This is a genomic window from Flavobacterium litorale (assembly GCF_019613795.1).
GTDB lineage: Bacteria > Bacteroidota > Bacteroidia > Flavobacteriales > Flavobacteriaceae > Flavobacterium > Flavobacterium litorale.
On record NZ_CP080429.1, the window covers coordinates 1,662,501 to 1,687,900 of the forward strand.

General features: G+C 34.6%; 23 protein-coding genes. 10 read left to right on the forward strand and 13 right to left on the reverse strand.

Features of this window, described 5'->3' with window-relative positions; translation table 11 throughout:
• The first annotated feature begins 596 nt into the window (after window positions 1–596).
• On the forward strand, window positions 597–3,857 hold the full coding sequence (locus K1I41_RS07555; protein WP_220639760.1) for a T9SS type B sorting domain-containing protein: 3,261 nt from the start codon (window positions 597–599) through the stop codon (window positions 3,855–3,857).
• A gap of 57 nt (window positions 3,858–3,914) precedes the next feature.
• On the opposite strand, the gene K1I41_RS07560 is transcribed toward K1I41_RS07555, so the two are convergent.
• Entirely contained in the window at window positions 3,915–4,358 is a 444-nt protein-coding gene (locus K1I41_RS07560; RefSeq protein WP_220639761.1) for a DUF4268 domain-containing protein, read from the reverse strand.
• 54 nt (window positions 4,359–4,412) lie between these two features.
• On the opposite strand from K1I41_RS07560, the gene K1I41_RS07565 reads away from it, so the two are divergent.
• The 4 genes from K1I41_RS07565 (at window position 4,413) to K1I41_RS07580 (ending at window position 8,517) form a co-directional block, all read left to right on the forward strand.
• Entirely contained in the window at window positions 4,413–5,051 is a 639-nt protein-coding gene (locus K1I41_RS07565) for an NUDIX hydrolase (RefSeq protein ID WP_220639762.1), read from the forward strand.
• Window positions 5,052–5,094: 43 nt separating this feature from the next.
• Window positions 5,095–5,898 carry a lysophospholipid acyltransferase family protein gene (locus tag K1I41_RS07570; protein WP_220639763.1) on the forward strand — a complete coding sequence of 268 codons (804 nt, stop codon included), beginning with the start codon at window positions 5,095–5,097 and terminating at the stop codon, window positions 5,896–5,898.
• A 185-nt stretch (window positions 5,899–6,083) separates the two neighbouring features.
• Window positions 6,084–7,226, forward strand: a complete 1,143-nt coding sequence (locus K1I41_RS07575; protein WP_220639764.1) for an autotransporter outer membrane beta-barrel domain-containing protein — start codon at window positions 6,084–6,086, stop codon at window positions 7,224–7,226.
• 1 nt (window position 7,227) lies between these two features.
• Window positions 7,228–8,517: a T9SS type A sorting domain-containing protein gene (locus K1I41_RS07580; protein WP_220639765.1), complete on the forward strand. Its 1,290-nt coding sequence runs from the start codon at window positions 7,228–7,230 to the stop codon at window positions 8,515–8,517.
• 58 nt (window positions 8,518–8,575) lie between these two features.
• On the opposite strand, the gene K1I41_RS07585 is transcribed toward K1I41_RS07580, so the two are convergent.
• The 5 genes from K1I41_RS07585 to K1I41_RS07605 all read right to left on the reverse strand — a co-directional run bounded on the left by K1I41_RS07585 (window position 8,576) and on the right by K1I41_RS07605 (window position 13,873).
• Window positions 8,576–10,681 (reverse strand): TonB-dependent receptor domain-containing protein, encoded by a 2,106-nt coding sequence (locus K1I41_RS07585; protein WP_220639766.1) that lies wholly within the window; start codon window positions 10,679–10,681, stop codon window positions 8,576–8,578.
• Window positions 10,682–10,755: 74 nt separating this feature from the next.
• Window positions 10,756–11,613, reverse strand: a complete 858-nt coding sequence (locus K1I41_RS07590) for a TraB/GumN family protein (protein WP_220639767.1) — start codon at window positions 11,611–11,613, stop codon at window positions 10,756–10,758.
• A gap of 11 nt (window positions 11,614–11,624) precedes the next feature.
• Entirely contained in the window at window positions 11,625–12,266 is a 642-nt protein-coding gene (locus K1I41_RS07595; RefSeq protein ID WP_220639768.1) for a DUF8845 family protein, read from the reverse strand.
• A 7-nt stretch (window positions 12,267–12,273) separates the two neighbouring features.
• Entirely contained in the window at window positions 12,274–12,768 is a 495-nt protein-coding gene (locus K1I41_RS07600; protein WP_220639769.1) for an RNA polymerase sigma factor, read from the reverse strand.
• Window positions 12,769–12,811: 43 nt separating this feature from the next.
• Window positions 12,812–13,873 (reverse strand): DUF3810 domain-containing protein, encoded by a 1,062-nt coding sequence (locus K1I41_RS07605; RefSeq protein WP_220639770.1) that lies wholly within the window; start codon window positions 13,871–13,873, stop codon window positions 12,812–12,814.
• A 100-nt stretch (window positions 13,874–13,973) separates the two neighbouring features.
• Here K1I41_RS07605 and K1I41_RS07610 point away from each other — a divergent pair, with 100 nt between their 5' ends.
• From K1I41_RS07610 to K1I41_RS07620, 3 genes are all read left to right on the forward strand, one after another.
• Window positions 13,974–15,434 (forward strand): aminoacyl-histidine dipeptidase, encoded by a 1,461-nt coding sequence (locus K1I41_RS07610; RefSeq protein WP_220639771.1) that lies wholly within the window; start codon window positions 13,974–13,976, stop codon window positions 15,432–15,434.
• 133 nt (window positions 15,435–15,567) lie between these two features.
• Window positions 15,568–16,599 (forward strand): hypothetical protein, encoded by a 1,032-nt coding sequence (locus tag K1I41_RS07615; protein ID WP_220639772.1) that lies wholly within the window; start codon window positions 15,568–15,570, stop codon window positions 16,597–16,599.
• Window positions 16,559–18,886, forward strand: a complete 2,328-nt coding sequence (locus tag K1I41_RS07620) for a hypothetical protein (protein WP_220639773.1) — start codon at window positions 16,559–16,561, stop codon at window positions 18,884–18,886. Before K1I41_RS07615 ends, K1I41_RS07620 begins: the two co-directional genes overlap by 41 nt.
• 1 nt (window position 18,887) lies before the next feature.
• Here K1I41_RS07620 and K1I41_RS07625 read toward each other — a convergent pair whose 3' ends face one another.
• The 4 genes from K1I41_RS07625 to K1I41_RS07640 form a co-directional block, all read right to left on the reverse strand.
• Complete coding sequence (locus K1I41_RS07625; protein WP_220639774.1) at window positions 18,888–19,451, reverse strand: pentapeptide repeat-containing protein; 564 nt, start codon at window positions 19,449–19,451, stop codon at window positions 18,888–18,890.
• Window positions 19,452–19,481: 30 nt separating this feature from the next.
• Window positions 19,482–19,991 carry a DUF6265 family protein gene (locus tag K1I41_RS07630; RefSeq protein WP_220639775.1) on the reverse strand — a complete coding sequence of 170 codons (510 nt, stop codon included), beginning with the start codon at window positions 19,989–19,991 and terminating at the stop codon, window positions 19,482–19,484.
• Between the two features lie 65 nt (window positions 19,992–20,056).
• Window positions 20,057–20,875 carry an AraC family transcriptional regulator gene (locus K1I41_RS07635; RefSeq protein WP_220639776.1) on the reverse strand — a complete coding sequence of 273 codons (819 nt, stop codon included), beginning with the start codon at window positions 20,873–20,875 and terminating at the stop codon, window positions 20,057–20,059.
• A gap of 34 nt (window positions 20,876–20,909) precedes the next feature.
• Window positions 20,910–21,812, reverse strand: a complete 903-nt coding sequence (locus K1I41_RS07640; protein ID WP_220639777.1) for an NAD(P)/FAD-dependent oxidoreductase — start codon at window positions 21,810–21,812, stop codon at window positions 20,910–20,912.
• A 91-nt stretch (window positions 21,813–21,903) separates the two neighbouring features.
• Here K1I41_RS07640 and K1I41_RS07645 point away from each other — a divergent pair, with 91 nt between their 5' ends.
• On the forward strand, window positions 21,904–22,278 hold the full coding sequence (locus K1I41_RS07645) for a Fur family transcriptional regulator (protein WP_220639778.1): 375 nt from the start codon (window positions 21,904–21,906) through the stop codon (window positions 22,276–22,278).
• An 82-nt stretch (window positions 22,279–22,360) separates the two neighbouring features.
• Window positions 22,361–23,434 (forward strand): peptide chain release factor 1, encoded by a 1,074-nt coding sequence (gene prfA, locus K1I41_RS07650; protein WP_220639779.1) that lies wholly within the window; start codon window positions 22,361–22,363, stop codon window positions 23,432–23,434.
• Window positions 23,435–23,464: 30 nt separating this feature from the next.
• On the opposite strand, the gene K1I41_RS07655 is transcribed toward prfA, so the two are convergent.
• The 3 genes from K1I41_RS07655 to K1I41_RS07665 form a co-directional block, all read right to left on the reverse strand.
• The gene (locus K1I41_RS07655) at window positions 23,465–23,884 is read right to left on the reverse strand and encodes a hypothetical protein (protein ID WP_220639780.1); all 420 of its coding nucleotides are present in this window, start codon (window positions 23,882–23,884) and stop codon (window positions 23,465–23,467) included.
• A gap of 218 nt (window positions 23,885–24,102) precedes the next feature.
• Complete coding sequence (locus K1I41_RS07660) at window positions 24,103–24,651, reverse strand: hypothetical protein (protein WP_220639781.1); 549 nt, start codon at window positions 24,649–24,651, stop codon at window positions 24,103–24,105.
• Window positions 24,652–24,790: 139 nt separating this feature from the next.
• The gene (locus K1I41_RS07665; protein ID WP_220639782.1) at window positions 24,791–25,396 is read right to left on the reverse strand and encodes a DUF6705 family protein; all 606 of its coding nucleotides are present in this window, start codon (window positions 25,394–25,396) and stop codon (window positions 24,791–24,793) included.
• Window positions 25,397–25,400 lie beyond the last annotated feature (4 nt).

Sequence of the window (25,400 nt, forward strand, 5' to 3'; positions counted from 1 at the left end):
GGGTTTTTTTGTTTGTATGGTTACTATGTAAAATAGTATGTAATAGTTTTGGATCTTATTGGCATTAATTCATATAAATTACCTTGTTTAAAAAATCCAATCTGATTCGATGACTTATTTTATTTTAATATATATATTCTTATACATTACCCGAATATTATCTGTTAGGGTTCAATAATTGAATAATTAATAAAAGTATTATCAAAACATGCTTTTATTTCATCTATTTTTTACTCTTTATCTTTTTACTTATTTATCATATTTACCGTTAATCTTCTTTTTTTGCAGATTATCGTAATCAAAATGTTAAAATTTACTCCTTTTATTAAAATATCTTAATTTTCTTAACAATTTAAAGGTTAATTATATTTATACATAGTATTATTAACTCACTGTTAATCAGTATTTAATGTAATATCTAAATTATTCATAATTTAAATAATGCATATATAATCGACGAAATACACATGTAACTATCTGTTAATCAGTATTTTAGATGTTATTTTTCGTATATTTGTATATGAATAATTAGAAAAGTTTAATTGTTTTTATTAGTTATAAGTAATTAAACAACTCTAAAATTAATTGGATGTATTATGAAAGTATTTAAGTTTTTATTAATCGTATTTTTATTTTGTTCTTCTGTAACAAGAGGTCAATTAGCTGATTTTGGTTTACAAGTTACTGCTACTGATGAAACTTGTTTGAGCAATGGTAGTTTAACTTTTACAACTACCAATTTAACTCCTGGTTCTGAGGTAATATATAAGGTGTATTTATTACCCAATGTTTCGTCCCCTATCTCTATTTCTGTAGATAATTATTTAGGAGGTTTATCAGCAGGTAGTTATAAAGTAGAGGTAATACAGGCCTTAGGAGAATTTTCTAATTCTCAGCAGCAGCAGGTTGTTATTAACGAGAATATTATTCCATTTGATTTTTCAGTTTCATCTTCGGAACAAAATTGCTCAGGGGGTGGTGATATTGCTGTTAATGTAACTTCAGGTGTTGCTTCTAGCTATGAAATTATATCGGGTACTGAGGTAAGACCTTTACAGATATCTAATGTCTTTTCTGGATTGCCATCGGGAACTTATAACGTTAGAGCCTTTAACAATTGCGGTGTTGGTGTGGTGCGTACTTATATTTTAAGTATTGAGGCTTCGGAACTTACTATATCAGAACCTTCATATTCTGACGATCCTGTAACAATCTGCGATTCTATTGTAGTTAATCACGTTATTAATGCCTCGTCAGGTACTATTGGTTATCCATTATCAGTACATTACAGATTAAACACTCTAGATATTGATGGTAATGAGATGGTTATTAACCAAACGTATACCAATGGTCCTGAGGATCAGTTAGAAATTTCTGCTGTAATGCCACGTTATATACAAAATTCTTATAATTATGATATTGAAGTTACTGATAATTGTAATGAAGTATTTGAGAGTAATGATAATGTTGTAGATCCATCTTTAGCACTTTCATTAACTACATCAGATGCTCCTTGTGCAGATAAGTATTTGGTTGTTGATGTAGGTAGATTTTATAACTCATTTACGCTTCAATTTTTAAGTGTTCCTGAAGATTTTGATCCTGTATCGTACAACGCTAACGTTAACAGTAGTTTTACTAACGGACATATTGAGTTTGGTAGTGCATCAAACCCAGTTCCTTTCGGAAATTACGTAGTACAAATTACTGATGAATGTGGGCGTGTTGCCACAAAGTCGATTATGATAGAATTAGAAATTCCTTCACCAAATATAGCTGCACGAAACAATGGTTGTTTTTCAGAATTTGGTAGAATCAGACTGAATGTAACTGATACTAATTTGGTTAGTGCTATAATAATGGCAGCTCCTGATACTTATGAGAATGCTTTACCGCAAGATGTAACTTCTAATATAAATAGTGTTGGTACTTTAGTATTAAATGATTTACCAATTGGGTTTTATACAATTCAATTTACAGACGAGTGTGGTTTCTTTCGTGAAGAAACTATAGAAGTACCACCTTTTGTAGAAAGAAATTTTACAGAATCAACATTACCATCATGTGAGGCAGGTTTCGGCTCTGTATTGTTAAGAAGCCGTAATGGTCATCTAACTGAGGTTATAATTACAAATGCACCAGCAGCATTAAACCAGTCATTACCTTATAATGCTAGTTTTAACATTGCTTCGGGCAGATTTTACATGGGTAACCTACCAGAAGGTAACTACACCTTTCAAGCTACAGATATTTGTGGAATTATGCACGATATGGTTGTGGAGATAGAAGGATACAATCCACCATCAGAAAATAGTTTTGAATTTACTCCTAACTGTGGTTCGTTTTCAGTTAAAGTTACTGATGAGAGTAACGGTATTGAGGGAGCAAATTATTGGTTACAAAAGTTGGATGAAGAAACAGGAAATTGGGTACACCCACGTACGGGTGTAGTGTATACAGAAGGTAGTATTCCTAATGATGAAACAGGGATAAAATTTAGAAACGATAAACGAAGAAACAATCTTAAGTTTGAAGGTACTTTTAGGATGATTAAAAAATTCGAAACCTATAGTAGTGGTAGCTCAGAAAATACAATTTGTATTAGTGAGTTAGGACAGTTTGAATACAACGATGAATTCTCTGTAGGTAGTGCATTTACCTTAGCATGTGTTGGAGAACCAAATGATGTATATATTGAAGCCGTTGGATATAACTTAACATATAAAATTATTAAAAAGGACGGTGAACCATTTACTATAGATAATGGGGATAGTAATATTTTTAAAAATTTGGAGCCTGCAATATATGTATTTAGTGTAGAAGACGATTGTGGAAATATTATTACACAATGGTTAAACTTCCAAGAGCTACCTTCTATTGCAGAGGCAGTACAACCTACAGATATGCTGGTGTGTGGCGAGCCAGGCGGACTAAGAATAAGCGAGTTCCATTTAACTGCTCAAAACGAACAAATTTTAGGGCCATTATATAGTGCTATGTACACAATTACATATCACTTAACACAAGAAGATGCTGATAATGCTGTAAACGCACTACCAGAATATTATACTAACTTAACTAATGGGCAAACAATATATGTACGATTAATACATAACGAAATTGACCTTTGTTACAGTACTACATCATTTAAGTTATTTGTGGGTGATTACCAAGAGCCAAGAATTGTAACTACAGGTACAGTATGTGATGATATTGAACTTATGTTAACTGCAGATGCTGGTTATAGTAGTTACCTTTGGTCTAACGGGGAAACTACAAGAAGTATTTTTGTAACAGAGCCAGGTACATACTCTGTAATCGTAGAGAAAGCTTACGGTACTGAAATGTGTGATGGTTTTACTGAAATAGAGGTAAAAGCATCTGAAAAACCTGAAATTGTAAAAATTGAAACAGCAGACTGGACTGAAGATAGTAATACAATAACGGTTTATGTAGACGGAAATGGTACCTACGAATACTCTGTAGATGGAGCAAATTATCAAGAGAGCAATGTGTTTGAAAACCTACCAGCAGGTGTTTATGATGTATTTGTTAGAGATGCATCAGGTTGTGGAAAAGATAAACAAGAAGTAGTATTAATGTATTACCCTAAATACTTTACACCTAACGGAGACGGGGTAAACGAAAAATGGTACATAAAACATGCTATTACCGAACCTAATTTTGAAGTGAGTATTTACGACCGTTATGGCAAACACATAACAACATTAAGCTCTACAAGCGATGGTTGGGATGGCACATTACAAGGTGCAGCTTTACCCTCTACAGATTACTGGTTTGTAGCTGTAAGAGAAGATGGTAGAGAGTTTAGAGGACACTTTTCTATGGTTAGATAAGAATAAAAGAATAATAAAGTACATAAAAAAATCCATTTCATACCGAAATGGATTTTTTTATGTATTAATCTCAAGGCCTCTTATATAATCTTCGTACTCGTAAAAAAAGCGTTCAAAAGCATCCATTTTCTCATAGAAAAACTCGAAAATGCTAGCCCACGATTTCTGGTTGTACAAACTAATCCCTGTTTTTTCTACCCACACACGGCTTATTACCTTACCATTTTCAAGATAATAATTTTCCTCTAAAACAGCATCAGGTAAAAAATCGTCCAATAAAAGTTGCTGTAACGATACTATCTTTTCAAAATAAATTTTTCGTTTGTGCTCCTCTTTAGGTTCAATATCCAGCAAAACCATTGCTTTTTTATTATCAACGTAAAATTTAAAAGTAACATCTTTAATTTTAGTATTGTATAATAGCCACTTTCTGGAGTATGTATTGGCAAACGTAGTCCAAAAATCTTTTTTCATCGCTTGCGCTTCAGCCTTACTAAACATAACCTATTTTTATTATTCTAAATTAGAGTATCTTTAATCAGTAATTTATAATTCATGCAGTTTACCGATTTTTTAAAATACATACCAAAAATACAAAAAGAACAATTACCCGCAGTTGCAGCACACAGTAAAATGGCTCCAAAAGGTAGGCTTGTCTCTCAATCTTCAGACTATTACAAAACCAAAAATCCTAAAGAATCAGCCGTAATGATGCTGCTCTATCCACAAGATGGTAACACCCATCTTACATTAATAAAACGGAATACATATCCAGGAGTTCATTCGGCTCAAATTTCTTTTCCAGGAGGTAAAGTAGAGCCAAAGGATAACGACTTAAAAGCTACTGCACTTAGGGAAACTTGTGAAGAAGTTGGCGTATCACCGTCTGAAGTAGATGTAATAATGCCTTTTTCAGAAATTTATATACCCCCAAGCAATTTTATAGTACACCCGTATTTAGGGTTAGCCCCAAACACTCCTAATTTTGTACCCGATGCTACAGAAGTTGCCGAAATTATAGCATTGCCTTTAGATGTTTTTTTGGATGATGCTATAGTAGTAAATAAAACCATGACAACGTCGTACGCCACAAATATTAACGTACCAGGCTTTAAAGTACAGCAACATTTTGTTTGGGGAGCTACTGCCATGATTATGAGTGAGCTTAAAGAAACTATAAAAAACGTGCTATAAAGTAGGAGTTTTTGTAAATTTGCCTGTTAATTTAATACTATAAATGGGGTTATTTAAAAGAAATCCTTTCGGACATATACTCTTCCTTAAAAAATGGCTAATACGCACTTTTGGTATCATTACACATAGGCGTTATAGGGGGTTTAATGAGTTGCATATAGAAGGTTCCGAAATTATACGAGCGTTACCTGATAGAAATGTACTCTTTATATCCAACCACCAAACCTATTTTGCCGATGTTGTTGCCATGTTTCATGTTTTTAATGCCAGTTTAAAAGGGCGTGGCGACTCTATAAAAAACGTAGGTTACCTTTGGCAACCAAAACTCAATATATATTATGTAGCTGCTAAGGAGACTATGAAATCGGGCTTATTGCCTAGAATATTAGCCTATGCAGGTGCTATAACAGTAGAGCGTACTTGGCGGGCAAAGGGTAAAGAAGTACAGCGCGATGTAAACCCTAACGATACCGAAAACATAAAAGTAGCCCTAGAAGATGGTTGGGTAATAACATTTCCGCAAGGTACAACCAAGCCTTTTAAACCCATCCGAAAAGGAACCGCGCACATAATAAAGCAACATAAACCTATAGTAGTACCCATTGTTATAGATGGTTTTCGTCGTTCGTTTGATAAAAAAGGGTTACGAATGAAAAAGAAAGGAATACTACAATCATTTATTGTAAAAGAGCCACTAGAAATTGACTACGAAAACGAAAGTATAGAGTCTATAGTCGAAAAGGTGGAGTATGCTATAGAGCAGCATCCTTCCTTTTTAAAAGTAATCCCCACAGAGGTACTCGAGGCACAAGAAGAACTCAATAAAAAACGCCAATGGGATTATTAATTACAACTTAAATAGCGTATAAAAAAATAAGGTACTCATATAAGTACCTTATTTTTTTATAGAATGCTTTCATCGTAATTATTTGAATTTCAACGAATAAAAGTCATTTTTTGCTAGTTGTATAATTGTGTATATAAATTTATTGGAAACAAACAATAAGTAACCAATTTTTAAATTATACAATTATGAAAACAAAACTTTTTTTAGGAACAGCAATCTTATTAACATCAATAGGAAGTTTTGCTCAAACCAATTACGCAGCTACTTCGCCAACTCCTGGTATTAATGGTACTAACAATGTTTTTTTAGGTGTTGAAGCAGGAGATAATAACAATACAGAGGGGCAGTCTAATGTATTTGTAGGATACAGATCTGGGACCAGCAATACTGGCGGAACGGGTTCAGGGGTTGACGTTTTGCAAGGAAAACATAATGTTTTCTTAGGAAATCTATCAGGAGAAGCTAATACTATAGGTCACAGTAACTTGTATGCAGGCTCAAATGCAGGTAAATCTAACCAAACGGGGGCATATAATGTTTTTTTAGGAAATCAAGCAGGAATCAATTCTACCACTGATTATAATGTTTTTATTGGTGCATCAGCAGGACAGGCAAATACTACTGCTACTGGAAATTCCTATTTAGGTCACTTAACAGGTAAATCAGCTACAGGGTTCTCAAATACGTATTTGGGTGCAAGAGCTGGTGAAAATTCTATTGGAAGCAGAAATGTTTGTCTTGGTTATTGGTCTGGAAGAGGAGATGGTACCTCTGGTTTAGGTGACCTTAATGTTGTTATTGGACATCAAGCAGGACGATACGAAACAGGAAATCATAAATTATATATAGCTAATTCTAGTACTACTAGTCCATTGGTTTATGGTGTTTTCGAAAGTACAACCACAAATTCAGAGTTAAAATTCAACGCACAACGAGTAGGTATAGGTTTTGAAGGAACTACAGATCCAGGTTTTGGTGATTTTCCTGCTAATACATTGGTAAACTATGATGATTACAGACTTTTTGTACGTGGCGGAATATTAGCAGAAGAAGTAAGGATAAGAACGCAGGCTACTTGGGCAGATTACGTTTTTACTGACGATTATTACCTTATGCCACTTAACGAAGTAGAGGAATACATAGCTGATAACGGACATTTACCTAATATGCCATCTGCAAAACAAGTAGAAGAAGAAGGGCTTGAACTTGGTAATATAGTAAAATTACAACAAGAAAAAATTGAGGAGCTTACACTACACCTTATAGCACAAGAAAAAGAAATGGAAGCTATGAAGGCTCAGCTTCAGGAATTACTAAATAGAGAGTAAAATGAGAAAATATATAAAACAAATTATACTATACAATCTGTTACTTGTTACAAGTGCTATTTCTGCTCAAGAACAGACACGATTATGTGCTATAGGTAGTTTTGAGATAGGGCTAACTCCCCAATTTAACTTTACTGAAAAATCAAATTTAAGTACTACCACTTGTAATTATGATGTTTCTACGGATACCGACATTCCTATAGCCAGCATAACAGGGGTCAATAATTTTTCTGATAAAGTTACTATTGTAGATAATGATGCGACTATTTCGGGAGGTAACGACCCAGATCTTTTTGCTCAGCAGCCCTCTGTTGCTGTGCCTAGAGTGGCAGATGGCGCTAAAGCTATAAAGTTAAACGATAATACAACAGGCTTAGGTGATAAGAGTGTTACTTCGATGAATTTTGCCTTTGAAGTAACAAATCCTGTAATAAGTTTTAAATATTCACTCGTTGCAACAAACCCTATTGGCTTACCTAATAATGAGCTACCTAGATTCATTGTAAATTTGGTTGATGGAGCAAATGGAAACTCAATTGATGGATTCTGCTTAACGGTAGACCCAAACGATAGTGAACTACAAAGTACAGGTACTACATCTAACGACTTACTATATAGTGGCTGGCAATGTGTTACTTTTGAAATTGATACTACTACTGCTACCTATCCTCAAGGAGTTAATCTTCAATTTATTGTTATAGATGATGCTAAGGGGCTTGGATTTAATTCAGTTTATATTGATAGTATCTGTGATGGACCATGTTGTCCTGATTGTCCTGATATAACTTTACCTGTTGGTACTGGTATGATTGATGAACAAGAAGCTGAAATATGTATATACGCAAGCAATGCTATTACAGGAACAGGCTCGGCTATTTATCATGCAGGTACAGAAGTTGTACTTGAAACTGGTTTTGAAGCACTAGAAGGTACAAAAGATAGATTTTATATTGAGGGTTGTACAGGTAGTTTTGCATTACGACCAGGCAACTCAAATAATTTAGGAAACGAAACAGACACTACTCCACAAATATTGGATGATGCTGAGAGTGGTTTTAAAGTATATCCTAATCCTACACAAAATCAGCTTACTATAACAATATCAAACGATGTTGCGCCAAGTAAAGTAAGCCTATATTCAGTAGATGGTAAATTAATACTACAAACAAAACCAAGTAGTACCAATAATAATTATACAATTGATATTGGTTCAATTTCAAAAGGTATATATATACTATCTGTTGAAACTACAGATGGAAATATTACATCTACTAAAGTGGTAAAAAATTAGTAGGTATTAATTTTAGCTGTTTAGTTTAAAGTAAAAGCGAGGCAAACGCCTCGCTTTTTTAATTGCCAATTTTATTATCTTCTTGCTTCATAGTATCGTTTAGCATGTTTGCTTCTTCTTTTGCTAATTTGTTTTTAGTGGGTATTTTATAGCTTAATGAAATACCAATCCTTCTGGAATCGTAACTACTCGTATACGTAAAATCAGTATCTACAATTGTAAATTGTTGCCTGTTGGTATTAAAAACATCGTTTGCATATATAGAAACAGATAGATTATCAGATAAAAATTTTCTGGAAAAGGTCAAGTCCAAATGTTGGTTAAGTGGTCTTTCCGATCTGTAATAATAAAAGTTACCCCCTGTGTTGGATGTATTGTAGTTGGCTACAAATTTTACTTTTTTGGGTAAAATAAGTTGCGACATTAGGTTAACACTCCAAATACTCTTTGTATTAATACCTGGTATTACGTGTTTTTGGCTTCCAGCATATATGTACATAAAGTTAATTTCATCAGGGTTAAAATCGAACTCTAAGGTTTTTTTAAGCCCTTTTGTAAATAGCATATAGGGTAGGGGGATACCAAAATTAAAGTTACGAATGGTAACTTCGGGCAAATTTTCAGAAATACTAGCTGCACCATTCTCGGTACTAATAACTCGGTTTATAATTTGATTGCTAGCTTCGGTTACGGAGTATCCTATAAAAAAATATTCGAAAGCATTAAATTGTATTTCGTAATTGTCAAAAATAGTGGGTTCTAGGTTTGGGTCACCAAAAAAGCCCAGATTTGGGTTTTGATAGCGCGTGTTATTCGGATTTAAAGATGCCGTGTTGGGTAGGTTTATTTTTTTGTTGTAGTTGGCTTTAAAGAAAATTTGTGATGTTAATTTGTATTGAACTGTTGCGTTTGGGAAAAAGCGTGTCTGATTAAAAGGAATTAAATCATCGGTATCCGTATTTCCTTTAATATCATACGATTCTAAACGCCCACCCAGTATTACTTCAAATTTTTTATACATAGTCTGTACTTCAGTATAAGCGGCTAAAGTAGTCCTTGTATAATCTAGGTTTTCTATGTCAAAGCTTGTTGCGTTAAAATCCAAATGGTCTGCTAATCCTCCAGCACTAATTTTTGTGTTATCTAAAAAATCTATTTGTTGTGAATAATCCGTTGTAAACAAATAAAAATTTTGATCGCTGTCATTATCTAAAACAGTAGTATCGTTAATTTTAGAGTCCAAATTAAAATTACTATCATTATCATTAAAATTAAATCGGAAATTTAATTTTTTAAAAGGGTCTTCAAAGCGTTTTTGGTAGGTAAGCATTACATCGTGGTAAAAACTTTCAGATTTACTCGCATCGCTTGCCACAAAGCCAGCACCTATAGCATCTACATCGGTACTATTGTTATTGGTATTGATATCGTAGTTGATTAAAAGTCGGTCTTTTCCAAAATCAAACTTTAACCCTGTTTGTAAGTAATAAAAACGATTGGTTCTATCAGAATAATTTTCTGAGAGTATTTCGTCAGGACTAACAAATTTACTTTCTCGGTAACTTTCGGTATAGCTTTGCCCTCCTTGTACTTGCCAACTAAATAATCTGTTTGCGGCACTTAGTGTAAGGCTATTATTAAATCGATTTCTAGATTTGTCGTAATTGGTATACCTATATCCGTTAGAATAGGTGGCGCTTAGGTATTTTTTTGCTTTTTTGGAGGTTATTATATTAATAATAGCTCCGCCAGACGTGGCCTGAAATTCGGCACCAGGGTTTGTTATAATTTCTACTTTTTCGATAGCATTGGCGGGCAATCCTTCCAAGTAAGCATTAAGCTCATCAGAATAGATATTTAATGGGCGTCCGTCCATAAATACCTGTAGTTGCTTACCTTGGTATAGCATTCCAGCTACATCAGAAATTATAAGTCCAGGTAACTTTTTAAGCCCCTCCATTAAAGACCCTGAGTTTAAATAGGCTTGGTCTGAAAAGTTAAAAATGGTTCTATCCGCTTTTCGTTCTACCGCTTTTTTCTTTTTACCAATTACAACTTCATCCAGTTCCTCCCTTATTTCCTGAACAGTATCTTTAACAGTTTCGTTTTGAGCAAATAAACCAAAGGTAAAAAAGAGTAGGATGGCTGTAATAATAAACTTCATGAAAGTGCTTAAATGGTATTAACAATGGCACGAAGTTACTTTTTTTAGGCAAAAAGTGGTGGGTTTTGTAAAAATTATTTTACAGCTTCTACCTTATATCCTTGCTGTTGCAATAATTTTATAACACCATTATTGCCAGGTAAGTGTGCAGCACCTACGCCAAAAAAGGTTGGTGTGGTTTTGGCAACTTTTTCTATTGTAGCAATCCAGCTTTTATTACGGTTATCGAGTAATGCCTCGCTGTGGTCGCCATACATTTTGTTTTCTTCTGCCTTCATAAATTCCATAATAGCATTTAAATCTTTGCTATCATAAATAGCCATCATTTTCTTGAATTTCTTTTTATCGGCAGCCATGTTATCCTTAGCTGTTTTTACTAGCTCTTCCATTTGTTCGTCGTAGGGTATTGCATCTAAGGCTTCCATTTGTGCTTTAACGGTTTCCAACCCATATACCTCTTCGTTCTGCTCACTAGTAACTTTCATCAGTTCACCTTCTACAGACTGCATTGGGCAATCAATCATTTTTGGTAATAGCATCATATTAACCATGGAGGGTTTAAACTGATCCATCATTTTTGCAGACATTCCGAGCGTTTCTTGTAAAAATTTATTTACAATCTCAAAATCTTCTGCGCTAGCAAGGGTACTCATTTTAGTACCATCTTTCATCATCATTGTTTTCATCATCTCAGCTTGTAACGATGGGTCGTCCATATCCAGCTCTAAGTAAAGTTGTGTGGTATCGTCTAGCGCTTTAAGTACGTTTTCATTTAAAGTAGCATCGCAGGTTATGTGTATGGTGCCGTACAGGTACGATGGTTGTGTAATGCCATTACCCGATATTTTCCATAGTAGGCTATTCTCTGTTTCTTGTGCAAAGCAGGCTGTTACTATAAACAGTATAAATCCTGTAATTATTTTTTGTATCATAATTGTATTTTCTAAAAATCTAATTTCTTTAATTCCTCGTAATTTCTTTTTAATCGTTTCAACAGTATTCCGTAAATTAATTTATAGAATAACCATATTCCTAATATGATAACTCCTAATAATAAAATTGTTCCAGTAAAGTATATTAGATAAAACTCTAGTGCGTTTCCTTCTTCTTCGTATTTATGTAATGCATTTATAAGATTTGGATCGTAGTAAAAAAATAAAACAACTATTAATAAAGAACTTATTATGATGTAAGCCAAGTTAATAATAATGTAATTTGATACTGCTTTTCTGGTTTTTAATATACTCGACATAAGTGTCCTTGCGTTGTCGGTAGCGTTTATTTTTTTATAATTAGTATAAAATATAACAACAAAGTAAATTATTATACCGTAGCTAATTACCGTCATGGGTATAGTAACGTAGTCAAGTTGCAGGTCGTTCATCCGTTTCTGACTCTCACCGTCTTTCATTAAAAACGACAGTGCTATCCAGAATATAAACTCCAGAACACTTATAATTAATATCCACTTTACGATGGAAGAAGAGCGTTTATGCACCATGGCATAAATCTCCTTTTCAGAAAACTTGGGGTACCTATCCCCGCTTTTCTTCCAGTCTTTTTTTAGTTTATCTAATGGTTCCATAGTGTTATTACGGATTTAGTATTTTTTTCAATTTTCCTTTTATTCTATTCATTTTTACTCTGGCATTTACTTCGCTTATACCTAGTGTTTCAGCAATTTCGCTATAGTCTTTATCCTCTAGGTACATAAATACCAAAGCTTTATCAATATCGTTTAGTTGGTGTACCGCTTGGTACAGTAGTTTTAAATGCTCCTCCTCCTCATAGTCATAATCCTCTTGGTTTATTTTGTGTATCGTATTGTTAAACTCTATTGTATTTATGCTACGGCTCTTTTTTCGGTATAATGTAATAGCAGTATTAAGCCCTACGCGGTATGCCCAAGTAGTAAATTTAGAGTCGCCCCTAAACTTTGGGTATGCTTTCCAGAGTTGTATGGTAATTTCTTGGAAAAGGTCTTTATGAGCATCTTCACTATCTGTGTAGAGCCTACAAATTTTGTGTATCAGGTTCTGATTTTCCTGAAGTTGTTGCACAAAAGATTTCTCCATTACTGAATCCATGTTGTATAGGTGTACTAAAGTTGAAAAATGTTACAACTCTTTTTTATAAATCTTTATCAGCGTAATAATTTACCAACAAACCCACAAACTTACTATAGGTTTTTAACCCGTCTTTTTGGTGGTTTAGTTTTAGGTAATTATCGTAAAAGTATTTAAAAATGGTTTCTATAAACGACTCATACTTATCCCTAAACTGGTCGCTTTCCTCATAGTTTAATAGTATACCTTTATTAATAAGTGGGAGTAAATTTTCCATCGTTGCCTCATCAATATCTTTAATATTACGGAGGCAATATTTTAGCGCAAATGAGTACCCAGAATACTGAAAATAAACATCATCATTAGTAATCGAAGTCATGTATCCAATAAAATTAGCCTCACTTTCGGAAGCATAACCCAATTGGTGCGACATTTCGTGGCACGTCGTAGTAGGCAAATTATAAAGTGGTAAATTATAGTTTACTTGTGCCTCGTTAGTAAAAGGGTTTAAATAGCCCCCAAAGCCCATGTAGGATAATGGTGTACTAATTAAAGACGATTTTAGGCTTTCTCGTTTGAATTCAAAATAAGGAAATTGCGCTGCTATACTATCGTATCCGTTAGGTGCTAATGCGTAAATCTCATCAACACTATACGGATTGGTAACCTTTATACTATCGTTATGCGTTATTTGCAGGTGTAAAGCGTTGGTTTTACTAATTAGTCTTTTAGTAAATGCTATAAGTTCTTCGGGTGTATATTTTTTTTCAATACCCATTTTCTCGTTCAAGGGCACTCTGTGGTAATTAACAGCCCATAAAAAATAGAATAGAAAATAAAATACCGATAGCGCACTGCCTATTGTTAGCAAATTAATTTTCCATTGCCTGCGCCACGTTTTCCGTTTGCGCCAAAACCAACGTAACAATAGTATAATTACAATGCCATAAATAACATCGCCTACAGAGAAATTAAAAATACCAAAAATACTTCTGGAGGTAGCTGCAATGTAAGGGTAAAGCCCGTTACTATAGTGTTTTTCGACAAAATTTGGGAATAACGATAGTAGGTTTACAATTATAATTTGCAGTACAAAAAACAACGTTAGTATTTTCTTTTTCTTCATTTAGTAAATCAATAGTGATTGTAAATATAAGTAGTATTTTTGTATCCAAATAGTTATACCCAAACTATACACTAGCATAACAAACACTAAAATACTATAAATGAACGAAGCAATAAGAAACCTAGAGCCAAAAGCACTTTGGAATAAATTTGCAGATTTAAATGCTGTACCACGCCCGTCGAAAAAAGAAGAACGTGTAATAGCCTTTATGAAAGAGTTTGGCGAAAAGCTAAACCTACCTGTAGTAATTGATGAGGTAGGCAATGTTATTATTAAAAAGCCTGCTACGCAAGGTATGGAAGACAGGAAGATGATAGTAATGCAGAGCCACCTTGATATGGTGCACCAAAAAAATGCCGATACCGATTTTGATTTTGATACGCAAGGTATTGAAATGTATGTGGATGGCGATTGGGTACGTGCCAAAGGCACAACACTAGGTGCCGATAACGGGCTTGGCGTTGCCACTATTATGGCAATACTAGAAAGTACCGATATACCACACCCAGCTATTGAGGCACTATTTACGATAGATGAAGAAACGGGTATGACGGGTGCTATGGGCTTAAAAGGTGGATTGCTAGAGGGCGAAATACTTTTGAACCTAGATACAGAGGAAGACGATGAGATTGATATAGGTTGTGCAGGTGGTGTAGATGTTACCGCTACACGCGAATATAATGAGGAAGATGTACCAGAAAACGCAGTAGGATATACCATTACCGTAAAAGGGCTTAATGGTGGGCACTCGGGTATGGACATTAATAAAGGTTTAGCCAATGCTAACAAGGTAATGAACCGTTTATTGTTTGATAGCTTTGAGAACTTTGGGCTGCAAATTGCCGAAATTAACGGTGGTAGCCTTCGTAATGCTATTCCGCGTGAGAGCGTTGCAAAAGTTATCATCTCACAAATATTCGATGAGGCTTTTGTTTTTGATATGCAGCAAATTGTAAACGATATTAAAGCAGAGTATAAAACGATTGATCCTAACTTGGAGGTAATTATTGAAAAAACCGATTTACCTGCTAAAGTTATGGAGCTTGGCGTGCAAGAGGGTTTAACCCGAGCACTGTATGCAGCACATAATGGTGTGTACCGCATGAGCCCCGATATGGAGGACTTGGTAGAAACATCCAACAACATTGCCCGTGTTATAGTAAAAGACGGTAACATAAAGGTTGCTTGCCTAACCCGTTCATCAGTAGAAACATCAAAATTTGATTTAGCCAATGCACTGCGTGCTACATTTGAGCTTATTGGGTGCGAGGTTACGCTATCGGGCAGTTACCCGGGTTGGACGCCTAACGTAAATTCTGAAATATTAGAAGTACTTAAAGAAATTTACGAAAAACAAAACGGTACAGCTCCAGATGTAGTAGCTTGCCATGCTGGTTTGGAGTGTGGTTTACTAGGTACGCATTACCCTGATATGGACATGATATCATTCGGACCAACTATAAAAGGAGCGCATAGCCCCGACGAACGCGCCAGTATATCATCTGCACAAAAATACTGGAAGTTTACTTTAGCGATATTGGCAAACATTCCAAAAAAATAGGTTTTTAGTTCATTATTGTATAAAAACAGCCTGCTTTTTACAAAAAGTAGGCTGTTTTGGTTAAAAAGTACTGAAAAATAGCATAATTTTACTATCCTCAACTATTGGTATACAAAATTATCACTATTATTATATGAAAAAACTTTTGCTGTTGCTGTTCTCGACTGTTATTCTTTTATCCTGTTCGCATAAAGCAGAAAACGTAGAACGTGCTTTTTATTATTGGAAAAGCAATGAGGGATGGCAGGAAAGCGAGAGTGAACAAGAGCTTTTAACAGAGTTAGAAGTGCAAAAACTCTACGTAAAGTTTTTTGAAGTCGAAAAAAACGCAGTAATGGGTAATGTACCTGTAGCAAAAACATCGTATAGCATGTACGATGTCGAAAATTTAGATTTAGTACCTACCGTATACCTCCGTAACGAAGTATTTAAAAATTGCACCAGAGGAAGTTTGGATACGCTAGCGGATAATGTTAATTTTTTGATAGATAAATACGCTAGTGATTATCGGTTTTCTTCCTTAAAAAAACCGAAAGAATACCAAATGGATTGCGATTGGACACCCACTACAAAAGATAATTACTTTTACTTTTTAGAGAAAATAAAAGCACTATCGGGCAAAAAAATAAGTTGCACACTACGTTTATACCCGTACAAGTACCCCGATAAAATGGGCGTACCACCCGTAAATAAAGCCATGCTTATGTGTTACAACCTAATTAACCCTTTAAAAGACCATAACCGAAATTCGATTTTAGATATTGATGAGTTTTCAGCCTATCTCGATACCGATGATGCTTATCCGTTACATCTGGATATTGCATTGCCCGTTTACTCGTGGTTGCAAGTATACCAAAACAATCAATTTACAAAAGTACTCTATACCAATACCAAAGCCGTTAAATCGGTACTCTCGCCCGAAAAACCATTATGGTATAACGTAACCCGAGATACCGTAATAAACAATTTTTATCTCCGAAAGGGCAATAAAGTAAAGGTGGAAGAAATAAGTACCGAAACCCTAAAAAAAGCAATTAAAAAAATTAAAAGGCACATAGCACTCGACAGAACAATTACTGTTAGCCTTTTTCACCTCGACGAACAACAATTAAGCACCTATAGCCATGAAGAACTTCAGGATTTTTATACTGGTTTTACTAACTAGTACCTTTACCGCTAATGCCTGTGGGTTTTATCCGTTTGGCGAAGACCTCCGCTTTTGCTTTTTCAATCCAGCATACTACGGCTATACAACGTATTCGGAATTCGATTATTCGTCGCATTGGTTTGAGGATAAAGATATATTTGATGCTGAACACGTAAACCCAAACGATGCTGCTTGGTACAACTACTGCAAAGGCAAGGTTAGTATAATGAGTATTCGGAATGCTGTGTATGTTATTAATCCTAACGACTTTAATAGTACATCGGATAACGAAATGATACATTATTTGTATGCTACCAATGATGTTGAAGCAATTAATTACCTAAAGTTTGCCAAAGAGTGCGAGGTAGTAAATACGTTTTATAGCGACCCATGGGAGCGTAACGAACGCGCCGAAGTGCCTATTAGAAATAAATTCATAAAATTGGCATTGGCTAAAGCCGAAAAAACGAATAGCCAAACCATAAAAAAGCGTTACGTATTTTTAGCAATTCGTTTGGCTTTTTACCATGGCGATACGGGTAAAATAATCCAGCTTTACAATACTTATTTTGCTAACTCCACCAATAAAGATATTGTATACTATTGGAGCTTGTATTTTAGAACACTTGCCGAACCCGATGAGGCTTTGGCATCCTATTACGCGGCACAAGTGTTTAAACATGCACCCGATAAACGATTTGCGGTTTATACGTACTTTAACCATAAAATGCCAATACAAAACATTGTAAAGTTTGCTACAACTGAGGAGGAGAAAGCCAATGTGTATTTGCTTGCAGGCATACGCCGACCTGATAAAGCCTTACAGCAAATTAAAGCCTTGTATGCCAATGAGCCTGCTAGTGAAGGGTTGGATTTTTTATTATTAAGAGAAGTAAACAAAATAGAAGATTGGGTATACACACCATACTATTCGTTATTTACACCATCGGTTAGTGGGTATGATGATTCGTATGATGAATCTGCCGAAGTAGTATTAAGTAGAGTAGCATCTGATAGAGCATATGCTCAAAAACTATTACATTTTGTTGCCAAAGCTAACCTTAAAAAAGTACATAATCCGCAGTTTTGGCAAATGGCAAAAGCACAATTGGAGTTTATTACTCAAAAATATACTAGTTGTTTAGCTACCATACAGGCTTTAGAGCAATTGCCCAATATTCTGCCACGCCATTTAAAACAGTTGGTCAAAATAAAAGCACTAGCCATTACAGCAGTACAACCTTATGGTAGTGCCATAGTAAAAGATGCCATAAAACCAATACTTTTAGAAAACGCTGCTGATGCTCATTTTTTGTTTGCTATGGGGCGCGAGTTGGAGTATAAAGGTAACACTACTGATGCCGCTTTTTTATATTCAAAAATTGGCGAAACTACCGATGCTTCGTCTTACAATTCGTATGCTTTCTGGAAATCTAAAAAACGTGCAGGAGCTGTATATTACGATTATTATAGCGAATGGTTTAGTTATGTTGATGCAATGTATACACCAGAGCAGCTTAAAAAAGTTATTGATGTTGTAAATGGCAAGCAGCCATCTAACACCTTTAATAACTGGTACTATGCAACGCTTAATGAAGAAAAAACTAGAATGTACGATTTGTTGGGAACAAAGTACATACGACAAAACAAATTAGAATCAGCCATTTCAGCTTTCGAAATGCTTGGAGAGCCTTATTGGATAAAAAATTATTCGCTTTGGGAACGAACAGATAGCGAAGGAAATGTTTTTGATGAGAATCCGTTTTACGATTTGAAATATACCCCTGAATTTATACCCGTACGCGATACTATACAGGCTAATAAATATACTGTTACAAAACAGTTGATTAACTATTTGGCAAAAGCGGAAGATGTTAAAGAGAAGGATAGGGATTACTATTATTTTTTAGTAGCCAACTGCTATTATAACATGACGTGGTATGGTAACGCTTGGATGATGCGCCGTTATGGTTGGAGTAGTGTAAAAAACGAAACGGTTATTGAGGATGAAGCGGAATACTACGGGTGTAATTTGGCAAAGCATTATTACAAGCTTGCCTATAACAATGCAAAAACAGATAAGTTTAAAGCCCTTTGCTTACGTATGGCAGGCAGGTGTGAGCGTAATTGGTACAACTACCAACATAGAAATGACGATAACCATATATCATCTGATTATACGGGTAAATTTCATACTACCCCCAATCCGTATTACGATAAACTAGAAAGTGAAAATAGGGATTATTATGATGATTTAATGTTGAGCTGTACTTATTTTGAAGATTACTTTAAAGCACGCAGGTAGCTTAACGTATATCGATGTTGTATTTATCCAATAAGCCTGTAACAGCAGGCAGAGAGAATTTTGCTTTTTTAATTCGGTTTACGTCAGGGTCTATACTATAGGCGGTAGCGGTACGTAAATCCGCTTTTTCCAGTATAGTGTTATGGAACACTGCCCTTTTTAGGTTACTATCATTAAAAATAGCATTGGTAACATCGGTATCTGTAAAATCAGCCTCGCACAAACTACAATTTGTAAATCTGGTCCCTTTAAGTTTTAGTCCGTTAAAAGCAGCAAGGTCTAAATTACAGTTATTAAAAGTAAAAGATAGTAAAAACGTATGGCACTTTGTAAAGTCAAAGCCTAGCATTTTACAGTTCTCAAAATTAATATCTCTTAACGCGGTATGTACGGCTTTAACCATGCTAAAGTTGCAATTAGTAAACGTACATTCTGAGAATGCCATATTGCTCATATCAACCCCTGTAAAATTGCAATCTGTAAAAGTACAGTTATCGTGTTCCGCTCTTTCTAGGCTTTCAATACTATAGTTTATCTTTTCGAATGTTTTATCTTCAATAGTCATAATGCTGCTTTACGGTACCAAGATATAAAACTATTTAATACGTATCATAGCAAATTTTTGCGAAGCAGGTTTCCCTTTTTTCATTCCTGATATTTCTGCTACTAGCGAATCATTACCAATATTATTGTATACAATTTTAGTTGGAAAATCGTGTTTGCTATTTTCAAAAACAATTTTATTATCATCTATAGCTGTCATTTCAAACCAAACAGGCCTTTCACCGTTTTGCCCCGCTACGTTTACTATATATGCCAGTTTACCACTTGTTTCTTTGAGTATTATACGCTCACTAAAAACAGTATCTTTTTCAATTACAAAAAAACTTTGCCCGTTATAAACAGAGTCATTTATTTTCTCCCAATTCTCTGTTAAAGTACCTTTCGGAGAGGTATTGCCCCAATTGCCAAGAAGCCAATTTGCTTTATTTATTTGTTTGTATGTTTTTGTTTTGGCAGTTGCAACCAAACCACGTATATCCTTGTTTTTACACGCTATAACGCTACATAATATAGCTGTGCACAAAAGCATTCTTTTTTTCATGATTAAATATTTTTACAATGCAAAGATGTACAACGAAATCATCACAAAATTGTAAAAAAACGGCATTATTCATCAAAACTAAAATATTTTACCATTTCTAGATTTTCAGAGAAGTATTGTTTTGGATTTAATCCTGTAAAATCTTTAAAATCCTTAATAAAATGCGCCTGATCGTAAAATCCGCCCTCATAAGCTACGGTTGTAAAACTTTTAAAAGTTTCACTTTCTATTAGCTGTAATATATGCTGAAATCGTACTATACGTGCTAAAAGTTTTGGCGAAATGCCTACAGTAGCTATAAAACGTCTTTCCAGTTGTCTTTTACTAATATTTAGCTCTACAGATAGGCTTTCTGTACTTACAGCCCCTATGGTATCTATTATTTTGTTAACACAATACTCTACAGGGCTGGTATTAATTTTTAGAAGTTGTTTTTTGTTTATAAGGAAATTTTCTAAAGTTTTAATTCGCTCTTCGTGTGTACAACAATTTAGCACTTTAGTTGCTAATGTTTCTCCATCTTGTCCCCAAACCTCGTTAACAGTTAAAGTAGTGTTGGTAAAACTATCTACATTAAAACTTATAAAAGGCTGTAATCCTGCTGGATGAAAGCGAACACTAAAGATGCCGACTTTGCCAGTAGCCTGTAATTCAAAATAAGTTTTTAACTGCCCATGTATAAAACTGGATGGCTGTATATGGAATGTGTTTTCGGTATCGTATTTTCTGAACCTGTCACCATAATTGAAAATAAGTTCAATACAGCCATCAGGAAAAACGCGTTCGCGCTCATGCAAAGCATCAGTATCTTTACTTTCAAGAGTCCAGTAAAGCTTTATTTGTTTGGCAAGCTCTTTACATGGCGTATAAACGTTGTATTCCATGTAGCAATATTACATAAAATACAATTATTCTAATTTAAAATTCTTCCATAGCCATATCGTTGTTAAGGGCAGCACCCGCACGCATCCCCGCAGCTACTGCAAGAGCTACTGCGCGCATGGGTGTAGTACAATCGCCAACGGCGTAAACACCTTTTAAATTTGTGCGTTGCATTTCGTCTATGGTAATATAACCATCTTGGTTTACCAAATCTAATTGCTCTGTAATATCGCAATGTTGTTTAAAGGCAGTACGGGCGTAAATTACAGGGAAATCATGTTGTGTTCCATTCTCAAATACAACACATTCTAATTTGCCCTTTTTGTGTACCAACTCTTTTACTTTAGTTTCTATAATCGGAATATTATTCTGTTTTAATTTAGTTAGTTGTTCATCATTAAATTCAGCCTCCCCATTGGTTAAAATAGTGAGGTTCTTTGTCCATTGTTGCAGTAAAGCGGCATAGTGGTAGGCAACATCGCCATTGGCAAGTATGGCTGTTTTTTGTTGCTTTACCTCGTAACCATGGCAATACGGGCAATGTATAACCGATATTCCCCAGCAGGCTGCAAAACCATTAATGTTAGGCATAACATCATAAACTCCTGTTGCAAATACTATTTTTTTAGCTTTATATTCAATATTACTTTTGGTAGTAATTGTAAAACTGTTTTTATTGGGTTTGGCATCAGTAGCTGTATCATTTACAAACTGTATTGTGGGGTATTGCAATACTTGTTCTTTTGCTTTTGCAGCAATAGCGGCAGGCGTTTCGCCATCTTGCGTTAAAAAATTGTGTGAGTGTGGCGTTTGCCTATTGCAAGGTTTTCCACTATCTATAATTAATACCTTGCGTGATGCACGCCCTAGTGCCATTGCTGCCGATAGTCCTGCGTAGCTACCGCCAATTATTATTATTTCAAAATGATTATCTTTCATGCTCATTTGTTTTAAAAGTATTTAAGTAATTGTATTGTTTGACAAATGTATATAAAATTAGTATTATTGCAACATAATTGCATTAAATAAAATGAAGCGAAGATCGACACCTGCCAAAAAGGCGGTAATAGAGGTATTAAAATCATCTGGAACGGCATTGAGCCAAGAAATGATAGAAGCCAAAGTAGCAGGAAAAATGGACAGGGTTACCATATACCGTGTACTGAATAGCTTTTGTGAAGATGGTATTACACATCGTATCCTTTCGGATGAAGGAAAGTATTACTTTGCACTTTGTTTGGATTGCGAAGAGGATAAGCACGACCACGAGCATTTTCATTTCCGTTGCGTTTCGTGCCAAAAAGTAGAATGTTTACCACAACCTGTTATTGTAAACCTACCGCAAGGCTATAAACAGCAAAACACTACAGGTTGGGTTACGGGGTATTGCAATAATTGCAATTAGCTATGCGTATAGTACTAACAGTATTTTAGTATCAAATTTTTTACGTAATTTTGCACGGCTAAAAAACAGCAGATAAAAGACTATGTTAGACAGATTACAATATATAAAACAACGTTTTGATGAGGTTTCCGACCTTATTATTCAGCCCGATATAATAGCGGATCAAAAACGTTATGTGCAACTTAATAAAGAATACAAAGACTTGAAAGGACTTGTAGAAAAGCGTGACGAATACGTTGCGCTTACCAATAATATTGAGGAAGCCAATGAAATTATAGCCGATGGTAGCGATGCAGAAATGACCGAAATGGCAAAAATGCAACTCGATGAGGCTAAGGATAGGTTACCAAAACTTGAAGAAGAAATCAAGTTTATGCTAATACCTAAAGACCCTGAGGATGAGAAGAATGTAATGGTAGAGATACGTGCAGGAGCAGGCGGTGATGAAGCAAGTATTTTTGCGGGTGATTTGTTTAGAATGTACACAAAATACTGCGAGAGTAAAGGTTGGAGAACTACTATAGTAGATACTAACGAAGGAACATCGGGCGGTTTTAAAGAAGTTATTTTTGAGGTTACTGGCGAAGACGTATATGGTACCCTAAAGTTTGAGGCAGGCGTACACCGTGTGCAACGTGTACCACAAACTGAAACACAAGGGCGTGTACATACATCGGCAGCTACAGTAATGGTGCTGCCTGAAGCAGAGGAGTTTGATGTACAAATTGATATGAACGATGTACGTGTTGATTTTTTCTGTTCATCAGGACCTGGAGGGCAATCTGTAAACACCACTAAGTCGGCAGTACGTTTAACACACGTTCCTACAGGGTTGGTAGCACAATGCCAAGACCAAAAATCGCAGCATAAAAATAAAGATAAAGCACTACAGGTATTACGCTCGCGTTTGTACGAAATGGAGCTTGCCAAAAAACAAGATGAAGATGCTGCAAAAAGGAGTTCTCAGGTAAGTAGCGGCGACCGTTCGGCAAAAATTCGTACCTATAACTATCCGCAAGGTCGTGTTACCGACCACAGAATAGGGCTTACCTTGTATGACCTAGATGGCGTAATGAATGGCAACATCCAAAAAGTTATTGATGAGTTACAACTTGTAAACAATACCGAAAAACTAAAAGAAAGCGAAGTTTTCTAAAACTAAAAATCCCGCCAATCGGCGGGATTTTTAGTAATTTATAAATTCATCGTTAAGCATTTTATCCACATACACCCATTTATTGCCTTTTCTTTCCATGATAATGAGTGCATCTTCAATACGTCCTGAAAGGATAATGTTACCACCTATTACTATAGAAAATATTGCATATCTATTATTATCGTAATACATTACCCCAGAAAACACAAAAATTTTTTTGCGATTTATGATGACGTCAACAACCTTCTTTTGATAAAGTTCTTTTTGGTATGCATAGGTAATCATTTTGTGTGGCAGTTTAAAGTCGGTATTTACCCATTTGTCATTAATGGTGTCATTAGCATACTTTTGGGCTAGTGCTTTCCAAGCATCTTTTTTGTAATATTCCGATTCTAAAAAGTTAACAGCATATTTTTCATAAACTGGATCTGGCATAGTACCCGTTTCCATTGTTCGTATAGCACGGTCATAGGGCAATCTGTGTTCATGTATATAGATAACAGAATCCTTTGGAACTAAAGTTTCAATATAATCTACTATGGGTTGATTTTTTTATTATGCTACTACATGAAATTGTAATTGTAGGTAGTAGTATGTATAGAGCTAGATTTCTCATTTTTTAAGTAACGATATACAAATCCTGCTAATTTGCGAGATCGGTATTTATATTAAGGATTAACAAATACATTATTTTGCATTTTATCAGCCATTACCCATTTTCCATCTTTCCTCTTCATTATTATAAGTGCGTCTTCAATACTGTCTGAAAATACTATATTACCAGCTATTCTTATAGAAAACAAGGCATATTGATTTTCATCATAATATAAAATATCTGAAAATGAAAAGACTCTTCTTATAACCTTTTTTTCATAAGTTTTGGGGTTAAAAAATACCTCTTTTACATATTCATTAGATATTAATTCATGTGAAAACGTAAAATCATTTTTACCCCACTTTCTCGCAATAGTATCACGAGCATATTTATCAGTTAAGACTTTCCATAAATCCTCTCTATAATATTCTGATTCTAAAAAATTGGCAGCATATTTTCGAGATACTTTATCAGGTAATCTACCTATCTCCATCGTTTTTATAGTACGTGTTGTACTTAATTTCCTTTCATGTACAAGTATAACCGAGTCTTTCTCAATAATTGATTCTATATAATCTATTATTGGTTGGTTTTTTAATGCGTTAGATTTGTTTGTTTTCATGTTAGTACATGAAACTGTAATAGTAGATAGTAGTATGTATAGAACTAAATTTCTCATTTTAGAATTATTTATAAAGAGATAAATTTTATGACTAAAAACTAAAAATCCTGCTAACTGCAGGATTTTTAGATCAAGATTTTTAATCAATTTTTGTCATTTCAATATTTCCAGTAGGTATAAAAAATAGTTGCTGTCCCTCAATGTAGTTTTCAGTAGGCTGTAACAGATAATACGCCATAGGGCTTACATTAAAGTCGATTTTTTCAGGAATACTATTTAGTCTGGTAATAATGACTGTAGCCATAATTTGACCATTGTAATCTAAAAATCCACCATATAAAAAATTATCTGTTGTTTCCTTAGTGGCAGTCGGTATTATATCGTTTATTGTAAAGGTGTAGTTTAAGTTATCATGAATAGTTATCCCATTTTTTATCAACTTGTATTTAAAAGTAACTACATCAGCATAATTATATGAATGAACTTGTCCGTTATGTTCTGCTTTATTGAGGAATTGATCTATTTTCTCTATTTTCACTTGAAATGTAATACCATTTTGATTGTATTCCCAAGTGCCTACGTATTGATCACGTTCGTTATTTGTATCAACAGTATAGTTACCATTTTTGATATCGTTCTCGTTATCACTTAAATCTGCGAATGAGGAATAGCTCGTTATTGGTAGTTCTTGTGCTATTACACAATTGAATATAAGTAATGTAAATAATACTTTATATAGTTTCATAATT

Bases quoted from the DNA above. Each gene is read 5' to 3' on its own strand.
- K1I41_RS07575 (WP_220639764.1), top strand. From the start codon at position 6,084: ATGAAAACAAAACTTTTTTTAGGAACAGCAATCTTATTAACATCAATA.
- K1I41_RS07625 (WP_220639774.1), bottom strand. From the start codon at position 19,451: ATGACTATTGAAGATAAAACATTCGAAAAGATAAACTATAGTATTGAA.
- K1I41_RS07585 (WP_220639766.1), bottom strand. From the start codon at position 10,681: ATGAAGTTTATTATTACAGCCATCCTACTCTTTTTTACCTTTGGTTTA.
- prfA (WP_220639779.1), top strand. From the start codon at position 22,361: ATGTTAGACAGATTACAATATATAAAACAACGTTTTGATGAGGTTTCC.
- K1I41_RS07555 (WP_220639760.1), top strand. From the start codon at position 597: ATGAAAGTATTTAAGTTTTTATTAATCGTATTTTTATTTTGTTCTTCT.
- K1I41_RS07580 (WP_220639765.1), top strand. From the start codon at position 7,228: ATGAGAAAATATATAAAACAAATTATACTATACAATCTGTTACTTGTT.
- K1I41_RS07655 (WP_220639780.1), bottom strand. From the start codon at position 23,884: ATGGAAACGGGTACTATGCCAGATCCAGTTTATGAAAAATATGCTGTT.
- K1I41_RS07615 (WP_220639772.1), top strand. From the start codon at position 15,568: ATGAAAAAACTTTTGCTGTTGCTGTTCTCGACTGTTATTCTTTTATCC.
- K1I41_RS07635 (WP_220639776.1), bottom strand. From the start codon at position 20,875: ATGGAATACAACGTTTATACGCCATGTAAAGAGCTTGCCAAACAAATA.
- K1I41_RS07600 (WP_220639769.1), bottom strand. From the start codon at position 12,768: ATGGATTCAGTAATGGAGAAATCTTTTGTGCAACAACTTCAGGAAAAT.
- K1I41_RS07630 (WP_220639775.1), bottom strand. From the start codon at position 19,991: ATGAAAAAAAGAATGCTTTTGTGCACAGCTATATTATGTAGCGTTATA.
- K1I41_RS07570 (WP_220639763.1), top strand. From the start codon at position 5,095: ATGGGGTTATTTAAAAGAAATCCTTTCGGACATATACTCTTCCTTAAA.
- K1I41_RS07565 (WP_220639762.1), top strand. From the start codon at position 4,413: ATGCAGTTTACCGATTTTTTAAAATACATACCAAAAATACAAAAAGAA.
- K1I41_RS07610 (WP_220639771.1), top strand. From the start codon at position 13,974: ATGAACGAAGCAATAAGAAACCTAGAGCCAAAAGCACTTTGGAATAAA.
- K1I41_RS07640 (WP_220639777.1), bottom strand. From the start codon at position 21,812: ATGAAAGATAATCATTTTGAAATAATAATAATTGGCGGTAGCTACGCA.
- K1I41_RS07560 (WP_220639761.1), bottom strand. From the start codon at position 4,358: ATGTTTAGTAAGGCTGAAGCGCAAGCGATGAAAAAAGATTTTTGGACT.
- K1I41_RS07595 (WP_220639768.1), bottom strand. From the start codon at position 12,266: ATGGAACCATTAGATAAACTAAAAAAAGACTGGAAGAAAAGCGGGGAT.
- K1I41_RS07660 (WP_220639781.1), bottom strand. From the start codon at position 24,651: ATGAAAACAAACAAATCTAACGCATTAAAAAACCAACCAATAATAGAT.
- K1I41_RS07645 (WP_220639778.1), top strand. From the start codon at position 21,904: ATGAAGCGAAGATCGACACCTGCCAAAAAGGCGGTAATAGAGGTATTA.
- K1I41_RS07590 (WP_220639767.1), bottom strand. From the start codon at position 11,613: ATGATACAAAAAATAATTACAGGATTTATACTGTTTATAGTAACAGCC.
- K1I41_RS07605 (WP_220639770.1), bottom strand. From the start codon at position 13,873: ATGAAGAAAAAGAAAATACTAACGTTGTTTTTTGTACTGCAAATTATA.
- K1I41_RS07665 (WP_220639782.1), bottom strand. From the start codon at position 25,396: ATGAAACTATATAAAGTATTATTTACATTACTTATATTCAATTGTGTA.
- K1I41_RS07620 (WP_220639773.1), top strand. From the start codon at position 16,559: ATGAAGAACTTCAGGATTTTTATACTGGTTTTACTAACTAGTACCTTT.